This is a genomic window from Nodosilinea sp. LEGE 07298 (genome assembly GCF_015207265.1).
In the GTDB taxonomy this organism is placed as follows: domain Bacteria; phylum Cyanobacteriota; class Cyanobacteriia; order Phormidesmidales; family Phormidesmidaceae; genus Nodosilinea.
In genome coordinates this window covers 1-19,144 of sequence record NZ_JADEXE010000002.1, presented here as the reverse complement: position 1 = coordinate 19,144, position 19,144 = coordinate 1, and the positions used below count along the sequence as shown (strand labels likewise).

General features: G+C 57.3%; 14 protein-coding genes. 10 read left to right on the top strand and 4 right to left on the bottom strand.

All coding sequences use genetic code 11. The features are described 5' to 3' along the window. Position 1 precedes the first annotated feature (1 nt). The 3 genes from IQ273_RS00455 to IQ273_RS00445 form a co-directional block, all read right to left on the bottom strand. Positions 2-1,324, bottom strand: coding sequence for a hypothetical protein (locus tag IQ273_RS00455; protein ID WP_228052184.1), 1,323 nt, complete (start codon positions 1,322-1,324; stop codon positions 2-4). Positions 1,325-1,412: 88 nt separating this feature from the next. Further along, the gene (locus IQ273_RS00450; RefSeq protein WP_194021018.1) at positions 1,413-1,655 is read right to left on the bottom strand and encodes a hypothetical protein; all 243 of its coding nucleotides are present in this window, start codon (positions 1,653-1,655) and stop codon (positions 1,413-1,415) included. 101 nt (positions 1,656-1,756) lie between these two features. Beyond that, positions 1,757-2,629, bottom strand: coding sequence for a calcium-binding protein (locus tag IQ273_RS00445; protein WP_194021017.1), 873 nt, complete (start codon positions 2,627-2,629; stop codon positions 1,757-1,759). A gap of 293 nt (positions 2,630-2,922) precedes the next feature. Between IQ273_RS00445 and IQ273_RS00440 the strand changes: the two genes are divergently transcribed. Beyond that, positions 2,923-3,504 carry a hypothetical protein gene (locus IQ273_RS00440; RefSeq protein ID WP_194021016.1) on the top strand — a complete coding sequence of 194 codons (582 nt, stop codon included), beginning with the start codon at positions 2,923-2,925 and terminating at the stop codon, positions 3,502-3,504. 75 nt (positions 3,505-3,579) lie between these two features. Here IQ273_RS00440 and IQ273_RS00435 read toward each other — a convergent pair whose 3' ends face one another. Next, positions 3,580-6,384 (bottom strand): tetratricopeptide repeat protein, encoded by a 2,805-nt coding sequence (locus tag IQ273_RS00435; RefSeq protein ID WP_194021014.1) that lies wholly within the window; start codon positions 6,382-6,384, stop codon positions 3,580-3,582. A gap of 185 nt (positions 6,385-6,569) precedes the next feature. On the opposite strand from IQ273_RS00435, the gene IQ273_RS00430 reads away from it, so the two are divergent. The 9 genes from IQ273_RS00430 to IQ273_RS00390 all read left to right on the top strand — a co-directional run. Continuing rightward, a complete protein-coding gene (locus tag IQ273_RS00430) occupies positions 6,570-7,493 on the top strand; it encodes a serine protease (RefSeq protein ID WP_194021012.1) in 924 nt (307 codons plus the stop codon). Between the two features lie 116 nt (positions 7,494-7,609). Then, on the top strand, positions 7,610-10,768 hold the full coding sequence (locus tag IQ273_RS00425) for a CHAT domain-containing protein (RefSeq protein ID WP_194021010.1): 3,159 nt from the start codon (positions 7,610-7,612) through the stop codon (positions 10,766-10,768). Between the two features lie 50 nt (positions 10,769-10,818). Beyond that, positions 10,819-13,098, top strand: coding sequence for a caspase family protein (locus tag IQ273_RS00420; protein WP_194021008.1), 2,280 nt, complete (start codon positions 10,819-10,821; stop codon positions 13,096-13,098). Between the two features lie 164 nt (positions 13,099-13,262). Beyond that, positions 13,263-14,186 carry a tetratricopeptide repeat protein gene (locus IQ273_RS00415; protein ID WP_194021006.1) on the top strand — a complete coding sequence of 308 codons (924 nt, stop codon included), beginning with the start codon at positions 13,263-13,265 and terminating at the stop codon, positions 14,184-14,186. 102 nt (positions 14,187-14,288) lie between these two features. Continuing rightward, entirely contained in the window at positions 14,289-14,576 is a 288-nt protein-coding gene (locus tag IQ273_RS00410) for a hypothetical protein (protein WP_194021004.1), read from the top strand. Between the two features lie 175 nt (positions 14,577-14,751). After that, on the top strand, positions 14,752-15,027 hold the full coding sequence (locus IQ273_RS00405; protein ID WP_194021001.1) for a hypothetical protein: 276 nt from the start codon (positions 14,752-14,754) through the stop codon (positions 15,025-15,027). Between the two features lie 35 nt (positions 15,028-15,062). Next, entirely contained in the window at positions 15,063-16,097 is a 1,035-nt protein-coding gene (locus tag IQ273_RS00400; protein ID WP_194020999.1) for a cyclic nucleotide-binding domain-containing protein, read from the top strand. Between the two features lie 2 nt (positions 16,098-16,099). Further along, positions 16,100-17,578: an NHLP bacteriocin system secretion protein gene (locus IQ273_RS00395; RefSeq protein WP_194020997.1), complete on the top strand. Its 1,479-nt coding sequence runs from the start codon at positions 16,100-16,102 to the stop codon at positions 17,576-17,578. Then, a partial coding sequence (locus IQ273_RS00390) for a cysteine peptidase family C39 domain-containing protein (protein WP_228052183.1) occupies positions 17,575-19,144 on the top strand: 1,570 nt, incomplete at its 3' end. The genes IQ273_RS00395 and IQ273_RS00390, both read left to right, overlap by 4 nt.

Genomic DNA, 19,144 nt, shown 5'->3' with positions numbered 1-19,144 from the left:
CTTACTCCGAATCGGGCATGAATTGATGAATGGTGGCGCAGAGCTGCTGGGCAAATAGACTGGTGGGGCCAGAGCGGTTAGGGCTTTGGGCAGCGGCGGCGTCTTCGGCCAGTAGGCCGTCGATATGCTCAGCCAAAATAGCCTCTAGGGTGTGATCGAGCTGATGGAGCTGCTCGGGTGAGCTGTAATCAAAGGCCTCCTGCCGCACCTGTTCATACAGGGTAGGGAGCAGCCGATGGCGCACATCGGCGCGCAGGCGCTGGAGGTCTAGCAGCCGTCGGGCACGGGCAAAGTTGCCCAGGCCCAGCTCAGTCGCCAGAGCGCCAATGGTTTGCCCCAGACAGTAATAGCGATTTAACCCCTTAACGTAGACGTCATCTTGAGGGGTTTTCTTCTGGCTGAGCCGGTGAATATTGGCGGCGATGACCTGGGCGATCGCCCCTTCTAAACCCTGCTTAACCGCCTGACGAAACGCTTCTAAAAATTCCTCTTGCTCATCCGGCACGGGGGTCGAGTCGGGCACTTGATCCCAGTCGGGAACTTCGGCCTGGTAGGGGCCACCTGAGCCACCTCGCACATGGATGCGGTACTGGCGCAGCTGTTCGGCCAACTGTTTGAGCTGCTCAAGGGTCGCGTTCATTTCCCGCAGCTGCTCGGGCGTAGGAGGGTGGCAACGGCGGGGGCTACCGGCCTGGCGCTGACGAATGCGATCGCGACAGTACACCCGTTGATAGCGCTCTAATAGGTCTACCGCGGCCTTCACCTCGTACTCACTGCACAGATGAAAAGTGCGCAAGATTTTCTCCACTTGCTCCAGGCTGGTGTCGTTCAAAATGGCCCAGGGGCTGGCCCGGTAAAGCCCTTTTTCGAGCAGCAGCTGGTTTAGCTCCGGGTGGTTGCAGGTCAGCTGATTGCTCCAGGTGCTCAGGGCAGCTTTGGCCGGATCGTAGCTTTCTAAAATTTGCTGGGTAAAGGGGCGATAGGTCGAGGGCGATCGCCCGTCGTCATCGAGCACCAGCGCTAGCAGCTCGGCGGTGGTGAAGCCATAGGTTTGGCCAAACTGTTGCGCCAGGCGATCGCAGGCATCTCGAATTTGGTGGCTGACAAAGCAGCGCAGACTGAGCAACGCCAGATCGGCCTGGGCGGCCTTTGAATGCCAGCGATCGAGCAAAGCTTTCTGAAAATCGGTCATTTGCGTATCGGCGCGGTTCACCGAGTCGGCAAACGCCTGCTGAAGCCACTCCTGTACCTGGGTAAGCAGGTGCGCCTGATACTCACCTGAACTGGTGATGCGAATGAGTTGCCAGTATCGAAATATTGTCATAATTCCGGGGGCTGGGTTGCGACTAGTTTTGCATTGAACAACCAAAGATCCAACGCGCTGTCTTTACCTATGGCTGGGCCAGAGGAACTTATTCATCTCCGGCTAGCAGCGACTCAACGATCACCGTCATCGCTCCCAAACAGAGCATTAGCGCTACCCCCCGCCAGAGCAGAGCGGGCACAATCGCCGCAATGGCCTCCACGAGAAAGCCCACGCCCAACACAGAGGCCACTAAACAGGTCACCGTGCCGCTAGCGACACTCAGCAAAAAGTACTTCAGCAGGTGGCCATAGAGCGCCAGCATGCAGTGGTTAGCGTGGGGCTGTCTCATCGTGAGTTCTCCCGATAGGTAAGTAAGGGGCGAGCGGGCGCACAGTGTTAGCCAAAGCCTTAGCCTATCCATGCGCCACTAGCGTAAATCTTTGGGGTCAATTAGGCGGCCACAAAATCTAGAGCTGGAACTACGTTAGTCGTACCAGCCACCACACCAATCAGATCGCTGCCTGCGAAAATTAGCGTGTCTAGAGTATTGGTAGAGGTAAACGGCTGAAATGACAACGAGTAATTGCTAGCGCTACCAAAAACCTGAATTAGATCGCCCTCAAAAGGGTTGAAGTCATCAATAATGGCGTAGCCTGACTCTAAATAATAGGAGCCAAGAGCATCTCCTAGTACGAAGAGATCACTACCTTCACCGCCAACCAAAATATCGACCTCGTCGCTGGTAAAGCCATAACCACTTAGGAGATCATTACCCAATCCGCCAATTAAGGTATCGCTACCCGACCCGCCAAACAGCAGATCATTTCCACTATCGCCAAAGATGAAATCATCACCGCCAGCGCCAGCGAGAATATTGTCTTGACCATCGCCAAAAATCACATCGGCCTGGCTAGTGCCAATCACATCAGTAAAGTTGACAACAGTTCTAGAAAGGCTATCAACGCCAGGAATGCCGTTAATGGTCAAGCTATTGAGGGCCAAATCCACCACAACGGATACGGGAGAATTAAGCGGTGTTGAGGCATCAATGAGATTAAATTGATCCGCAGGCGCGACGATCGCTTCAATAGAAGACATCTGATCAGTGCCAGCCAAACCTTTGTTGACGACTCCAGTTGCTTCTAAGGAAATCGGCGTGTTTAACGAGCTGTAGTCCACAACATCAAAGCCAGCACCGCCATCGATAGTGTCAAATCCAGTGCTGCCAAAAATATAGTCGTCTCCGGCTCCAGCATAAACGTTGCTGTTGTCTGGAGAAACGAAGATTGTATCGCCAAAGTCGCTGCCAAAAATAACAGTCATAGTGAAAACTCCTAGCTACAAATAACGGCCCAATTGCGGCGCGTTACTCATAGCTATGTCTGGCGTCAGAGAGCTTATTCACGGGAGAGGGCGATAAATTAGAATTACCCTCCACCCGGTTTGCGAGAGTTAGGCGTTGACCCTGACGACATTGAGCTGTGACGCCTAAGGCTAACGCTGGCATAGGCAGGCGCTGAATCTTTGAACCAGTGAATAAGTTTCTGAGACTGAGCCATAGGTAAGGTCAGAGAGACCCAAGGGCCTCTTTGCCATTACCTCAGAGGACTTTCACCATGACTGTTATATCCACTGCGCTTCGACCAACCCAGCGTCTGCGACGGATCGCGGCCTTGATTGGGCTGTGCAGTTTAGCGGCGGCGGTGCCCTCTCTAACGCCCAATCCTCAACGCATCAGTTTTCCCCCAATCGCTGCCTCTCTTGACGGCATCGCCACGCTACCCACACTGCGGTTGCCGGTCTCCTTACCCACTGGCACCCATGTCACGCCGCCCATCGGTAGTGGCTACAGCCAGCTCACGGTCAAAAACGGCAACCCTGTCGATGCGGTTTTCAAGCTCGTGGATGTCAACTCGGGTCAGACCCTGCGATTTATGTACGTGCAGGCCAACGACAATCTCACAGTCGATGATTTAGGGACCTGCACCTGCGATCTGCGCTTCGCTACCGGCATTGACTGGGATGTTGAGCAACAGCAGTTTCGCCGCAGCATGGCCCTCTCCGCCTTTAGCGACCCCGCCGAGTTCGCCATTACGATCGAAGACGATATAGAGTACTGGAGCACCCTCGAAGTCACCCTGCACCCAGTCCCAGAGGGCAAAGCCCAGACAGAAGCCCTAAGCGAAGATGAGTTTTAGAAGCAAGGGCTCAGAGCTGAGAAAAGCCATTGTTGATCTGTCACACGTTACTGAGCAATGGGTTGTAGCTGCTGGCTACAGCCCATTGCCGATCAAAATAAAGGGTGCCCAGTAGTAGGGATGGTTAAGGGTGCTGTTGGATGGTTCTGAACCGGCGGTAATCAGCTCAAAGTCGGCGCGGATGTCTTCACCTAGGAGAGCCAGGTCGCCTTCAATTAAAGCCTGCTGGGCACGGCGTAGCGCTTCCGTTGGGCTGTAGCCGTTTTGCAAAGCGGTGTAAAACGCATTCATTAACACCTGAGTACTGCCATCGTTGACGTACCAGAGCGATGCAATCGCCGCCCTGGCCCCCGTGCGCTGGATCTGATAGCCAAAGCCCAAAATTTCTTCGCCCTGCCCCAGTTCGCCGCTGACTGCTGTCTGACAGGCGCTGAGCACTACCAGGTCAACACCGGGTAGCGACCAATTGGCAATTTCTTGCAGGTTAACGCGATCGCCATTGCCAAACAAAATAAACGACTCATGGGGACTGCCCACCACAAACTCGGCATGGGTCGCGAAGTGAACAATGGAGTGATTCTCCAGTTGAGATTCGACGGCGACTCTGCTGAAGTCTTGGTTGAAATAGGCCTTGGTAGCGGGAATGTCGGTGGCGATGCGCTCGACCTCTATGCCCGCATGGGGCAAGCCGTTATAGTCCAAAAGTTTGTCGCCCACTTTGACTTGGTGGTTCCCTTCTGAAAATGCTCCGGCCAGTACCGAGAGGTCAGCCGATTGCGATCGCCCCCAGTCGGTCAACGAAGCCGCCGTAATCAGGTTGACGTTAAACCGCTGCGCCAACCACTGTTCGCCGTCGTGCAGCGCCGCCAGGGGAAAGTAGCGCAGCTGACCATCGGCGGCATAGAGAATGGTTTGGGTCTCACCCAAGTAGGGGGCTAAAGGCCGAATCAGCAAGTCGTAAAGCTGCTGGGCCGACTGTTCTACTTCTGGCTTCCGGCCAGTGATATCGGTGCGAAAGGTGGCAATCAATTGATTGAGCTGCACGCGATCGATGGCAACCGTTTCGCGCGTCAAGCCTTCGGGGGTGACCAGCACCAGCTCTAGGCGGTCTCCCAAAATGAGCGGGTATAGCAGAACGGCATTGTCTAACTGCTTGAGGTCATTTTGGAGCCGCACCAAAGTTTCAGGGTTGAGGTTTTGCCCGCGCGCGTTGCGCTGGAGCTGCTGGGTAAAGGCTTGCACCTCAGGACGATTAAGAAAAGCATCAAAGCCCTGCCCGGCTTCTACCATCTCCATATAAATAGCCAAAAGCTGCTGTTCGGCCTCCCACAGGTCAAGCCCCTCGGCAGTCTGGGCATTGCCTCGCATATCGCGCAGGTACTCGTCAATTTCTTGCACCCGCAGCAGTTCTAAAACCTGCTGGGCTTCTAGCACGCGATCTTGCTCTAGCAGCAAGCGCACCAGTTCTCGGTAACTCTCTGAAATAGACTCTGTGTATGACGATTGGAGGTCTTCTGGTAGCTCTTGGAGATCCGCACGAATGCTTTCGCGGAGGTTGACGGAGGCTTTGTAGAATGCGATCGCCAGCTCAGGCTGTTCTTGTGCGGCTAGCAATGCTCCAAAGTATCTCAGTAAAGCGCTCTGTCCGGAACGATCTTCAATCGCTTGGTACAGCGGTAGGGCTTGCTCGTAGTAGGCGATCGCCCCTCGGTGGTCACTCAAAAACCAGTAGGCAAGCCCCACACCCGTCAGTGCATTGGCCTGCCCCTGTCGGTCTTCGATGGCTTGGTATAACGGTAGGGCTTGTTCAAGATAGTCGATCGCTCCTCGATGGTCGCTTAATGCTCCGTAGGCAATACCTAGATTGGCTAGCACCTTGGCTTGCCCTTGCCGGTCTTCGAGGGATTGGAACAGCGGCAGGGCTCGCTCATAGTAGGCGATCGCCCCTCGATAGTCGTTCAACGATCCGTAGGTATTCCCTAAATTATTCAGCACCTTGGCTTGACCCCGCTGGTCTTCAATCGCTTGGTAAAGCGGCAGGGCTTGCTCATAGTAGGCGATCGCCCCTCGATAGTCGCTCAACGACCTGTAGGCAATCCCCAAATTAGTCAGTACATTGGCTTGCCCGTAACGGTTTTCGAGAGCTTGGAACAGCGGTAGGGCTTGCTCGTAGTAGGCGATCGCCTTCCAGTAATCACTCAATGATTGGTAGGCAACTCCCAAATTCATCAGCACACTGGCTTGCCCCTGCAGGTCTTCGAGAGCTTGGAACACCGGCAGGGCTTGCTCGTAGTAAGCGATCGCCTTCCGGTAATCACTCAATGATTGGTAGGCAGCCCCCAAATTCATTAGCACAACACTAGCTGGTCCCTCATGGTTCTCTATAGTTTGGAACAGCGGCAGGGCTTGCTCGTAGTAGGCGATCGCCCCTCGATAATCGCTCAATGACCAGTGGGCAAAACCCAGATTCGTTAGCACACTGACTTGCCCCTGTAGGTCTTCAAGGGCTTGGAACAGCGGTAGGGCTTGCTCGTAGTAGGCGATCGCCTCCCGGTTGTCGCTTAGTGACAAGTGGATAAACCCCAAACCCGTCAATGCATCGGCTTGCCCCTGAATGTCTTCGATGTCTTGATAGAGGGCTAGTGCAGCTTCCCAGGACTGCAATGCATCTCGAAACTGGCTTTGCTCAACCTGGTGAACGCCCTGTTGGAATAGCGCATCGGCTTCGGCTTTGCGGTCTTCAGTTGCCCCAGCCTGAGCTACCGTGGCCTCTGCCTCAGCCGGGTGTAGATTTTGCACCTCTACCGATAGACCAGGCCTTTGCCCAGCAGCCAGCACCGCCGCCGCGAACAACCAAACCCACATTGCGGAATGACGCATAAGCAACCCTCTGACGGGAACGACACCAGCATATATGGCTGAGTGAAGTGAACTTATCCAGTTAGCCAGTTCAGTAAGGCCTTCAGCAGTATCGGCAACTTTAGGGCCGCCAAGTGAATCAGTGCGGTACCTCCAGACATAGATACGTCTAGGAACCTAATTCGCCTCTTTTGGAGTTGACCCCCATGCACCTCTTTTTCTCTTTCGGTACTGCCGCCTTCGGCCTGGTACTGGGCTTGACCAGCTACCTACCCGAGGCACTACGCCCATCGTCGTCTCTGGTGGCCAGAGAGCTAACTGTAGGCCCGATTCTAGCGGATGCGGGCAGCGCGCCCTCAGAGCTGGGGCTCGATCTAGAGGTCAGCGAGCCGATCATTCCCGCAGGGCTGACTATCTCCAGCAACCCTGCCGAGGGCAGCCGCGCTGTGATTGGTGAAGACAAGCGGGTACCGGTGACTAGTCAGGCTTACCCCTGGTCGGCGGTGGGGCGAATTTCTGGCCTCGCCGCCGATGGCAGCGCTTATATTTGCACCGGCTCTCTGGTGGCCGAAGACATTGTGCTCACCAGCGCCCACTGCATCATTGATTCAGAGACTGGAGAGCTAGCTCGCAATATTCAATTTAAGCCCAACCTGATTGATGGTCAGGTGGCGAGCCCAGACGATATCGCCAATGTAGAACCTCTGTTGCTAGGTACCGACTTTGCTGACGGGCGCAAACCCAACCCGGACGACTGGGCCTTGGTCACCCTCGACCAGCCCTTGGGGCAAAAGTACGGCACTCTGGGGATGGCCCCCCTCTCTACTGAGGCCCTGGCCGAGCAGCCCTTTGCCGAAAACCTGGTCATGATGGGCTACTCTGGCGATTTCCCAGTCTATAACCCTGGCGAAACAGCCAGCGCCCACGTGGGATGCAGCATTGTGGGTGAAGAGCAAGAGGTGGTGCTGCACCTCTGCGATACCTATGGCGGCTCGTCGGGCGGGCCAATTTTGACCCTGATGAATGACGAAATTCGCATTGTGGCGCTGAACTCTGGCGAAGTGACCAACTCAGAGACCGGAGAGGGACTGGTGAACGTCGCGGTGAAGGTTCCACGCATTCTCAACTAGCTCAGGGCGATGGGCGATTAAGCGGTGACTTCAACGCCGCTAGCGTTGATTTGTCGAGGTGAATCAGTTCACGTCCGGCAGCGATATAGGCTGTTAGCACGTAAAAGGTAATTTTTATGAACCAGCGACGACAGCACCAGGTTCAGGCCGGGTTCGGGCTACAACCTCTGGCTCGACTGGCTGTTAGCGGTCTGGTGATGGCCGGGCTGGCTGGGACTGCCGGGGTGGGGCAGGCGGTCGTGGCTAGAGAGTTGGATGCGAAGGCGCATAAGCTCCCCGCTCAGCCATCTATCGGGCTGGCTCAGGCTCCAGCAGAGCCCCTGGCTGAAGCCGATGCACTCAATCAACAGATTGTTGAGCTGTATCAACAGGGGCGATACGCCGAAGCAATTCCTTTAGCAGAACAAGTTTTACAACTTCTAGAAACGGCCTTAGGCAAGACCCATCCCGCTGTTGCTGCTAGCCTCAACAATTTGGCATTCTTCTACAAAGCCCAGGGCAACTACAGTGCCGCAGCACCGTTCTATGAGCGATCGCTCTCGATTTTTGAAACAGCTTTAGGCGAGAGCCATCCTTTTGTTGCCGATAGCTTGAACAATTTGGCAGAACTTTACCGAGCCCAGGGCAACTACAGTGCGGCAGCACCGCTCTATGAGCGATCGCTCTCGATTCGAGAAACGGCCTTAGGCGAGAGCCATCCCGATGTCGCCCAAAGCTTAAATAATTTGGCACTCTTCTACTATGACCAGGGCAACTACAGTGCCGCAGAACCCCTCTTACTGCGCGCCCTCAACATTAATGAAACGGCCTTAGGTGAGAGCCACCCTGCTGTCGCCACCAGCCTGAATAATTTAGCAGAACTCTACCAAGCTCAGGGCAACTACAGTGCCGCAGAACAGCTCTTTGAGCGATCGCTTTCGATTTCGGAAACGGCCTTAGGCGAGACCCATCCCGATGTTGCCGATAGCCTCAATGGCTTGGCAACCCTCTACCAATCCCAGGGCAACTACAGTGCTGCAGCATCGCTCTTTGAGCGATCGCTTTCGATTTCGGAAACGGTCTTAGGCGAGACCCATCCCGATGTTGCCGATAGCCTCAATGGCTTGGCAACCCTCTACCAATCCCAGGGCAACTACAGTGCCGCAGAACCGCTTTTTGAGCGATCGCTCTCGATTCAAGAAACAGCTTTAGGCGAGAGCCATCCTAATGTCGCCACTAGCCTCAATAACTTGGCACTCCTCTACCAAGATCAGGGTAGCTACAGTGCCGCAGTACTGCTCTTTGAGCGATCGCTCTCGATCTATGAAACGGCCTTAGGTGAGAGCCATCCTAATGTCGCCACCAGCCTCAACAATTTAGCCAGTATTTACCAAGATCAGGGCAACTACAATGCCGCAGAACTGCTCTTTGAGCGATCGCTCTCGATTTTTGAAACAGCCTTAGGCAAAACTCATCCCTATGTCGCCACTAGCTTGAATAATTTGGCAATCCTCTACTCTACCCAGGGCAATACATCTCAAAGCATTGCGGTTCTAAATCGTGGCGTTGCCATTGAAGAAACCAACCTGGCCCTCAACCTGGCCATTGGCTCTGAGGCGCGCAAGCAAGCCTACATCGCTACCCTATCCGGCACCACTAACAGAGCACTCTCCCTGCATCTTCAGGGTGCGCCGCAAAACCTCGCGGCAGGGCGTCTGGCTCTGACCACGGTGCTGCGGCGCAAGGGGCGCATTCTCGATGCCGTCACCGATACCCAGCAGTTGCTGCGGCAAAACCTCAGCCCTGAGCTAGCTCCCCTGCTCGATCGCTACACAGCCGCCCAAAGCCAGCTGGCCACCCGCCTCTATGGCGGCCTGGGCAATCAAGAGCCCGCTGCCTATCGAGTCGAAATCGATGCCCTGCGCCAGCAGGTTGACGCCTTAGAAACCGATCTTTCGCGCCGCAGTGCCGAATTCCGCACGGCCACCGAGCCGGTCGAAATTGAGGCCATCCAGGCTCTCATTCCCGCCGATGCGGCGTTGGTCGAACTGGTGCGCTATTTCCCCTTTGACCCGACTGGAGCGGGAAGCTGGGGCAGCCCCAGCTACGCCGCCTACATTCTTCATTCCACAGGCGACCCCCAATGGGTCGAGCTGGGCGAAGCCGCCACCATTGACGAGGTCGCCGTTGCCTTTCTCAACGCCACCCGCACGCCCACTTCTCTCACTCAGGCTCGCGCCCTCGATGAGCAGCTCATGGCCCCCATTCGACCCCTGCTGGGCAATGCCACCCACCTGCTGCTCTCCCCCGATGGTCAGCTCAACCTGGTGCCCTTTGCGGCCCTGGTGGATGAGCAAGACCGCTACCTGGCCGAGACCTACACCCTCACCCACCTGACCACAGGCCGCGACCTGCGGCGGCTGCAAATCCCTATCGCTAGCCGCCAGCCTCCGGTCATCTTGGCCAACCCCAACTACGACACCGCCGCTGCGGAGGGTGCCACTTTAGCGGCGGGTACCTCTGCCTCCCCTCGCCCCCAGGCAGAGGGGTCGGGGACGAGGGCCACCGACCAGCGCTCCACCGACATCGCCGACCTGCGCTTTGGCCCCCTGCCCGGTACCGAGCGCGAGGTCAACGCCATTGCCCCCCTGCTATCCAACCCCATCATGCTCACCGAGACCGAGGCTAGCGAAAGTGCCCTCAAGCAGGTGCAGGGGCCGAGCATCCTGCACTTGGCCACCCACGGCTTCTTTCTTGAGGATGTTGAGTTTATACCCCCGGTTGACAGTCGCGGCGAGATTAATATCGTCTCTGCATCGCCGCTCAGCAGTAGCCCTTTGCCCGCTGCCAATCGCCCCACCAGCCGCGAGAATCCGCTGCTGCGATCGGGGCTGGCCCTGGCCGGGTTCAATACCCGAGACAGTGTCGGTGAAGACGGTGTTTTTACCGCGTTAGAAGCCGCGAGTTTGGACCTGCGCGGCACTCGCCTGGTGGTGCTCAGCGCCTGCGAAACTGGTGTGGGAGATGTTGCGAACGGTGAAGGCGTTTATGGCCTGCGCCGTGCCTTTGTCATGGCCGGGGCCGAAAGCCAGCTGATGAGCCTATGGAAAGTTGATGACCAGGCTACTGCCGATCTGATGGAGCGCTACTACCAGCACCTACTCCAGGGCGAAGGTCGCAGCGTTGCCCTGCGCCAGGTCCAGCTCGCGCTGCTAGCAGACCCTGCCTATGCTCATCCCTACTACTGGGCGGCCTTCCTCTTCTCGGGTGATTGGCAACCCATTGAGGCGTTGTAGACCCCCAACCCTAAAGCCAACTGCGTTCGTTCTTTATTCATTCTTTTCCCATGGCAAACCTCAAACGCCGACACTTTCTGCAAGCTGCTGGTTCTACCCTGGCGGCGATCGGTCTGAGCCAGATGAATGTGCGGCGGCAGGGCGATCGCTACGCCCACGCCCTGGCTCAGCCGACTAGCCGCAAACTGGCCCTGCTAGTCGGCGTTAATCAGTACCCCGCTGGGGTCACTCCCCTGCGGGGCTGCCTCACCGATGTACGCATGCAAAAAGAGCTGCTGGTGCACCGCTTTGGCTTTGATCCAGCCAATATTCTCACCCTAGAAAACCAGGCCGCTACCCGCCAAAACCTGCTAGACGCCTTTGAGACTCACTTAATTGACCAGGCCCAACCGGGGGATGTGGTGGTGTTTCACTTCTCAGGCCACGGTTCTCTGGTACGCGACCCCGACCCGATCGCGATCGCCAACGGGGTCGAGGGCTACAACGGCAGCCTGCTGCCTTACGATGCTCGGTTGAATGTGACCGACAACCAGGTCAACGACATCATGGGCAAAACCCTGTTTTTGCTGATGGCAAACCTCAAAACCGACCAGGTGACGGTCATGCTCGACAGCTGCCACTCCGGCGGCGGTACTCGAGGCGATCTGATCATGCGGGCTGTTGAGTCACAGGTAGCCCTGGGCGATGCAGAACCTAGCAATGCCGAACTGGCGGTGCAAGAGCGCTGGCTGGCGGAGCTAGGCTGGTCGCCTGCGGAGCTAAAGGCCCAGCGTAGCCGGGGCATTGCTAAGGGGGTGGCGCTGGGGTCGGCCCAGGCCAACCAACTGGCGGCAGATGCCTCCTTTGGTGAGGGTGCAGGACAGTTTTATGCTGGGGCGTTTACCTATGCGCTGACCCGCTACCTGTGGCAGCAGCCCGGCAACCCGCCGCTCGATCGCGTATTTGTCGACCTGGCCCGCAGCACGCGGGATGTAGCCAACAGCGCTCGCATTGTGCAATCGCCCATCTACGAGGTGGAGCCAGGGCGCAACTTTGGTCAAGAACCGCTCTTTTTTAGCCGTCCCCAGTCCCCGGCAGCAGAGGCCGTGGTTGTGGGCACTGAGGCTAGTGGCGAGGTCAAGTTTTGGCTGGGGGGCGTATCGTCCCAGAGTTTGGCGGCTTTTGAGAGCGGGGCTATTTTCTCGGTCGTGGATGGCAATGGCCATGAAATCGGTCAGGTTGAGCAAACCCGGCGGGTGGGGCTAGAGGGCTACGGTACTCTGGCGGATAGCACTCGGGAGCAGATCGCAGCGGGGCAACTGCTGCGTGAACGGGTGCGGGGAGTGCCAACCGATTTGACTCTGCGAGTGGGTCTGGATGCTTCTTTGGGGGCAGATGTGGAGACGGCGCGACCGCAGCTAGCTACCTTTAACCGCATTCAGCCCGTCGCGGTGGATGGCAGCCAAAGCCCCCACTATCTGCTGGGGCGCATGACAGAGCAGGGGCTGGCGATCGCCACCGCCGACGCCGTGCGTGACGTGGGCGAGGTGGGCAGCATTGGCCTGTTTACACCAGGGTTAGTGGCCATTCGTGCCAGCTTTGGCGAGCCTGGGGAACCTATTGCCGCCGCCATCCAGCGACTTAACCCTACGCTCAAGCTGCTGCTAGCTGGGCAGGTGCTGCGATCGGTGCTCAACAGCGACACCTCTAACCTCAATGTCGCGGTGGTAGTACAGCCGGTGGATAGCGATCTGGCCGTAGGTCGCAGTGTTAGCCGAGGTAGTCAAGGGGGCGTGGTGACCCAAAGGCTAGATGATGCCGTCCAAATGCTGCAATCGGGCAGTGAAATCGTGGTGACGGTCGCTAATGGCGAACCTCGCAACCTCTACGTCGCCATTTTGGCCATTGGCAGCTCAGGGAGCATGGCGGTGCTACACCCCACCGATTGGGATTCGCCAGAAAGTGAACCACTGCTAGAGCCAGGGCAGCAGCTCACCATTCCCCATCAGGAGCTAGGGCGCGACTCTAACCGTGACTATTGTGCTAATCCCAGCGAAGCCTTTCACCTATGTCTGAGCAGCTCGGGCTATGCCGAAATTTTGACCCTGGTGAGCACCAGCCCCCTGCGCGATGCCCTGCGCGGTCTTCGGCAAATTGCCGCTGCCAACAACACCCGCAGCGGTGAACCCATTGGCCTGCAAGATAATGATCCCGTCAATGTGATAGACACCCTACTGGGTGATATTGATCGCACTACTCGCGGCGAGATCACCGTGCGCGGTGGTGTGCGCGGGGTAGACACTACCCAACTAGCGGCTCTGTCTACCCTAATTCAGGTGGTAGAAAACTGAGCGCTCGGCGGGGACGATCCGCGTAGTGTAAAGCCTACGGCATCTTAGAAACGGGCTTCGACTCGGAACGAGTATCCGTACCAGAATCGCCAAACACTAGACCCTGAATAGGTTTGGCCCCTCCAGACATAGGTAAAAGGTAGACGAGTTCAACCCTACCTACCATGATCAGCCCCCGCTTTTTGATCGATTACCTGGCGCAGAGCTGCCCGGTAGTTTTGATGCAAATGCTCCCCGCAGTACAGACCATCGAACAGCGCTATCACCTCTCTTGGCTGCGGTCTGTGCCCGCCTGGCTCGAAACCGGCAAAACCCAGAGTGCCCTGGGCCACCTCTACTGCCAACTGGGCGAATGGGACAGGGCCGCCGGGGCCTATTTGCGATCGCTCAATGCCTTTAGCCACGCCGAGGATGCCGTAGCTCTGGGCCACACCCTCACTCACCTCAGCGTGGTGTTTGCCCAACGCCAGCAGTACCGCTGGGCCTACGACTATGCTGCCCAGGCCGTACAGCAGCTGCACAACACCGCAGACGACGCGGGCTATGCTGCCGCCCTCCACACCCTGGGCATGGGCTACTACTACCGTCGCCGCTATCGCCTAGCCCTTAAAACCCTCGAAAAAGCCCTCGCCCTGCGCTACGAACTGGGCGACAAACTGGGCGAAGCCATTACCCTGGGCTGCATGGGGCGTGTCTATGCGGTGCGAGGCGATCACTGGTGCGCCTTGGCCTGTTACGAGTCGGCCCTCGACGGCTATCGCCAGCACCAGACTCTGCTCGAAGGCAACAGCTACGAAATCATGATTCGCAGGCGCATTGCCCAATTAGCTAAATGTGCGGGTCATACGGATTTAGCGATCGCTCATTTTGAAGCTGCTCTGATGCTCTGCCAGAAGTGCGATCGCGCCCTGGCCGCCGAGATTTTAGCCGATCTCGCCAGCCTGCACGAAGGTTTACAGCAAAACAAAACGGCACTGCGTTATCACCAGCAGGCGCGACAGTTGCAGCAGGCTGCAAAGCCCAAAGTCAGCGAAAATATTGCCCCTACTTCAATGCCCTCACAGTTCCCAGGCGAAGGTTATTACTAAAGTGAATAAGCTTACCTCCGCGAGACATAGGTAAGAACAGGAAGGCAAACAAACCTACCTTCCTAACTCGAAAAAACTAACTTCTCAAAAGGAGAAACTTCCATGTCTGACATGATCAAGCTCAACGACATCATCACCGAAGCCGAAGAGGCCGCTAACCTGGCCATTTCTGAACTCACCGAAGGCGAACTCGACGATTGCAGTGGGGGCGTCAGCGGCCTAGGCGATATCAGCAGCCTGTTTAAAGGAGCGAGCAGCTTCTTCGAGCAGTCGGGTATCAAGATGGATCAGGTGAGCTTTGCTGGCCCTAACGGTGCTGGCAGCATTAGCTCTCTCACTGGCTTTGATACCGCCTCTGGTAACTCCGATGTGATTGGCTTCGGGCTGTAATCAAGCCCAAGTTCAAACGAGTGGTTTAAGCATTTAATCCGCTAAAACCACTCGCCCAACTATCGAACGGGGCTTCTATGCAGAGATGTGGCCTTACCATGTCTCTGCATGTCTCCTAAGTTTTAATGAGCCAAGTTCGATCCATTTTTTGCCTTAGATACAGGATTTTTAAGCCATGAAAGAGCATGATTTAGATCTCGCCCCTGTTGAGCTAACCCTGACAGAATTAGACGAGGTTTCTGGCGGACTAGATATTTTTATTTCGGGTTCGATGTTCGATCAAAGCGAAAGCCTTTTGGGCCAGACCGGAGGCTGTGGTTGCCCAGGATCTACGCTGGCGCAAACGTCTAATACTTCCTCAGGCACTTTCCAATTTGCCGGGCTGGGCTTTGAGTCGGTGGATCAAATTTTTGCTGTGTTTGCCGGGCTGTCGCGCCTGTTTGGGCGATAGCAGGTTTTGAGTCATTAACGAATCAGGATATTGCGATGACAACGCCCCTACTTCGAGAATTTAACCAGCAAGATGTGGATTGGCTGGTGCAGACCGGCACGCTGCGATCGCTTCAGGCAGGCGATCGCCTCCACACCTCTCATCAGCCTCTTAACCACCTGTGGATTGTGGTCAATGGTCAGCTATCAGTGGTGTTAGAGACCCCATCAGATGAGACTGGCAAAGCTACCCCCAAAGAAATCCTGCGATTACCCAGTGGGGAGCTGACTGGCGCACTGCCTACCGTAACGACCTACCTCTCTCAATCCACCCTATTTGCCCTCACCGATGCCACCGTTCTGGCGCTTCCCCTAGCTGTTCTCAGCCAAAAACTAGCAGACGATGCCGACTTCGCCGCCCCGTTCTACCGGGTGGTAGCCCTGACCCTGCGGCACCAGCTCACCCAGTGGGCGGCGCAGATGGGCTACAGCGTAGCTCTGCTCGGCCAGCTTCAGCTCAAAGAAGCGGCGACGGTGTTTGCCGAACTGGCCGACAGCGATCTGGACTGGCTGATGGCGGTGGGTCAGGTCGAATCGGTTAAGCCTGGTACGCCTTTATTGCGCTGCGGCTATCCGGTCGATGCCCTGCATTTATTGCTAGAAGGGGCGGTGGGCCTGAGCGCTGCTGAGCAGCCGCCCAACCTGGTCGTGACCGCCCTCATGCCAGACCCAGAGAGAGCCGAGACCGAATTTGCCCGGCTGTCGCGGGGTGACTTGATCGGTGAAACCCTGCTATTGGATTCGGCTCCGGCGGCGGTGGGGGCGATCGCCCTGCGCGAGTCTACTCTGCTGAGCATCCCTCGCTGGCGGCTACTGGCCAAGCTGCTCTACGATCGCCCCTTTGCCGCCCGCCTCTACCGACTGTTGGCACTGCTGCTGGCCAGCAAACAGCAGCTCATTCTGCAAAAGCTGGGTGTTTTAGCTCCTAATACCGATCTTGATAGCCAACTTTTGGAGCGGGTGACCCTGGCTGAGGCTCGCTTTGAGTGGCTGGTGCAGCGTTTGCAGGCTCAATCTACCCCCGGAGTTTGACCATGGTACCGGTAAAACATAGCAACCTATTTCGCCCCCAGGCGCTGGAGCGCAGCGCCTCTCCCGAACAGCTCGATCAGCTGGTGCAGGTAGTTAGCCCCAAGCGCTGGCTGGCGCTGACGGCCCTGGGTCTGTTAGTCAGTGCTGGGGCCGCCTGGAGCCTGTTGGGCCAAATTCCCTTAACCGTTACTGGGCAGGGGGTGCTGGTCTACCCCAGCGATGTAGTGACGGCCCAATCCCCCGGTGCTGGCCCCCTGCGCTCGATCGAGGTGAAGCCGGGGGACTGGGTGAAGGCAGGCGATATTCTAGCGGTTTTAGACCAGTCAGAGCTAGAGACTCAGCTGCGGCTGGCCCAGGAGAAGCTGACTCAGCTACAAATTCAAGACCAGACAGCCCAGCGGTTGAACAGCGATCGCAGCAGTCTAGACGAGGGGGCGATCGCCCAGCAGCGGCGAGCCTTGGCGCAAGATTTGCGATCGCAGCAGTCCCTCACCCCCACCCTGCAAGCCCGCGCCGAAGAATCGCTGCGCCAGGAGCGCCGAGCCCTTCAGCAGCGGCTTACAACTCTGCAATCTCGCCTGCCCATCTATCAAACCCGTTGGGAAAATTGGCAGCGTTTGGCCGACGAGGGAGCCATGTCCCAAGAAGAAGTGCTGAGCGTACAGCTGGAATACCAGGAGCTACAGAACGAAGTCAACGATGTTGAAACCCAGCTCGAAACCCTAGATCTGCGCGACACCGAAGCCCAGCGCGACTACCTCGACAACCTCAGCCGCATCACCGACCTCCAGGCCCAACTCCAAGATCTTGACGCCCGCGCCGCCGCCCAAGCCGAGCAAGACAGCACTACCACGGCCCAGCGCCAAAAAGAGATCAAAGATACCGAACGCACTATTGCCCAACTCACCGAACAGCTCAGCCGCAACCAGACCATCACCAGCGACCACGACGGCCAGGTGATTGAGGTCATGGCCCAGCCCGGTCAGCGCCTTGACCCTGGCATGCCTGTAGCGATGATCGCCGCCCAGGATGACGACACCCCCCTCACCAGCGTGGCCTTTCTACCCGTCAGCGAAGGCAAAAAAATCAGCGTCGGCATGACCCTTCAAGCCACCCCCACCACCGTCAAACGCGAAGAGTACGGCGGCATCCTAGGCACCGTTGACGAAGTATCGAGCTTTCCCGTCACCCAGGCCGGAGCCGCCCGCCTGGTCGGCCACCCCGACATTCTGCCCGGCATCATAGGCGACGGGCCGCACATCGCCGTCTTCGCCACTCTGCAACCCGACTACAACCCCAACAACCCCAGCCAACTGCGCTGGTCGGCCTCGCCCCAGGGTCCCAACCAACCTATGACCCCCGGCATGACCACCACCGTGCGCATCACTGTCGAAAAGCGCCGCCCCATTTCCTATGTGCTACCAATTCTCAAGCAGTGGGCCGGGTTTGGGGATGAAGCCGTAAAAGGAGGAGAGTCATGAAACATCTGATTGCCAAGCTCAAAGACCGCTTCCGCCGCCCCGACCTGCGACGCACACCCACCCTGCTGCAAATGGAAGCGGTGGAATGCGGTGCTGCCTCCCTGGGGATTATCCTGGGCTACCACGGGCGGATTGTCTCGCTGGCTGACCTGCGGCAGGCCTGCGGCGTTTCGCGCGATGGCAGCAAAGCATCGAACGTGCTGAATGCGGCGCGGCTGTACGACCTCAACGGCAAAGGCTTTAAGGTTTCTCTGGAGGCTGTGCAGCAGCTAGAGCGGCCCTACATCGTGTTTTGGAATTTCAACCACTTCTTAGTAGTAGAAGGATTCCATCGCCAAAAGGTGTACCTGAATGACCCGGCCACTGGCCCCCGCACGGTTTCCCTCGACGAATTTAGCGAGGGGTTTACTGGGGTGGTGCTGACCTTTACTCCGGATGCTGAGTTTCAAACTGGCGGGCAAAAGCGGGATTTGGTGCGATCGCTCCGTTTTCGCCTGCGCGGCTCCTTCCGCGCCTTGGCCTTTTGTCTACTGGCGGGGCTGCTGCTGGTGCTGCCGGGTCTAGCCATGCCCGCTTTTTCTCAGGTCTTTGTCGATCAGGTGTTGATCCAGGGCCGCAGTAGCTGGCTGCGACCGCTGCTGCTGGGGATGCTTATCACGTCCGTCCTCACCGGATTATTAACACGGCTCCAGCTGCAAATCCTGCGGCGGCTGCGAATTAAGCTGGCCATGGGTATGTCGAGCGGCTTCTTGTGGCACATTCTGCACCTGCCGGTGAGCTTCTACGACCAGCGGTTTGCCGGGGAAATCAGCAACCGCATCAAGCTCAACGATCGCCTCGCCAGCCTGCTCTCCGGTGAACTGGCCACCACCGCCATTTCCTGCGTAATGGTGGTTTTCTATGGCCTGGTGATGTGGCAGTACGACTGGGTGCTCACCCTAATTGGCATTGGCTCAGTGGCGGTGAACCTGATTGCTCTGCGCTGGGTCGCCCGCCAGCGGTCGGACACGAATATGCGCCTGATGCAGGAGCAGGGTAAGGTCAGCGGGGTTGCGATCGCTGGTCTGCAAAGCATTGAAACCCTCAAAGCCTCGGGCCTAGAGTCCGACTTCTTCAACCGCTGGGCCGGGTACTACGCCAAATCTCTCAACGCCCGCCAGGAGATGGATCGCATCAACCAGCGCCTCGGTATGCTCCCCGCTTTTCTCTCCGGTCTCAGCGCCATGCTGCTGCTCACCATCGGCGGCTTCCGCGTCATCGACGGTGCCCTCAGCATCGGTATGCTCGTCGCCTTTCAGTCGCTCATTCAGCAATTCATGCAGCCCGTCAACCAGTTGCTCAAGCTCGCAGGCGACTTCCAAGAACTCGGCGGCACCCTTGATCGCCTTGACGACGTACTCCAGAATCCGGTTGATCCGCTGCTGCCAAGTGGGAGTAGGGGAGATGGGGGAGATGGAGAAGTTAGAGAAATAGCAGGTAGTAGTAATGTGCGTTCTCGCAATGCAAAGTTCCAGATTCCAACTCCAACTTCCCTACCTTCCGCACCTTCCGCACCTTCCCCACCCC

Excerpts from the sequence above, each read along its gene's own strand:
- IQ273_RS00400 (WP_194020999.1), top strand. The coding sequence starts at position 15,063 with ATGACAACGCCCCTACTTCGAGAATTTAACCAGCAAGATGTGGATTGG.
- IQ273_RS00415 (WP_194021006.1), top strand. The coding sequence starts at position 13,263 with ATGATCAGCCCCCGCTTTTTGATCGATTACCTGGCGCAGAGCTGCCCG.
- IQ273_RS00420 (WP_194021008.1), top strand. The coding sequence starts at position 10,819 with ATGGCAAACCTCAAACGCCGACACTTTCTGCAAGCTGCTGGTTCTACC.
- IQ273_RS00425 (WP_194021010.1), top strand. The coding sequence starts at position 7,610 with ATGAACCAGCGACGACAGCACCAGGTTCAGGCCGGGTTCGGGCTACAA.
- IQ273_RS00410 (WP_194021004.1), top strand. The coding sequence starts at position 14,289 with ATGTCTGACATGATCAAGCTCAACGACATCATCACCGAAGCCGAAGAG.
- IQ273_RS00440 (WP_194021016.1), top strand. The coding sequence starts at position 2,923 with ATGACTGTTATATCCACTGCGCTTCGACCAACCCAGCGTCTGCGACGG.
- IQ273_RS00435 (WP_194021014.1), bottom strand. The coding sequence starts at position 6,384 with ATGCGTCATTCCGCAATGTGGGTTTGGTTGTTCGCGGCGGCGGTGCTG.
- IQ273_RS00450 (WP_194021018.1), bottom strand. The coding sequence starts at position 1,655 with ATGAGACAGCCCCACGCTAACCACTGCATGCTGGCGCTCTATGGCCAC.
- IQ273_RS00455 (WP_228052184.1), bottom strand. The coding sequence starts at position 1,324 with ATGACAATATTTCGATACTGGCAACTCATTCGCATCACCAGTTCAGGT.
- IQ273_RS00445 (WP_194021017.1), bottom strand. The coding sequence starts at position 2,629 with ATGACTGTTATTTTTGGCAGCGACTTTGGCGATACAATCTTCGTTTCT.
- IQ273_RS00405 (WP_194021001.1), top strand. The coding sequence starts at position 14,752 with ATGAAAGAGCATGATTTAGATCTCGCCCCTGTTGAGCTAACCCTGACA.
- IQ273_RS00395 (WP_194020997.1), top strand. The coding sequence starts at position 16,100 with ATGGTACCGGTAAAACATAGCAACCTATTTCGCCCCCAGGCGCTGGAG.
- IQ273_RS00430 (WP_194021012.1), top strand. The coding sequence starts at position 6,570 with ATGCACCTCTTTTTCTCTTTCGGTACTGCCGCCTTCGGCCTGGTACTG.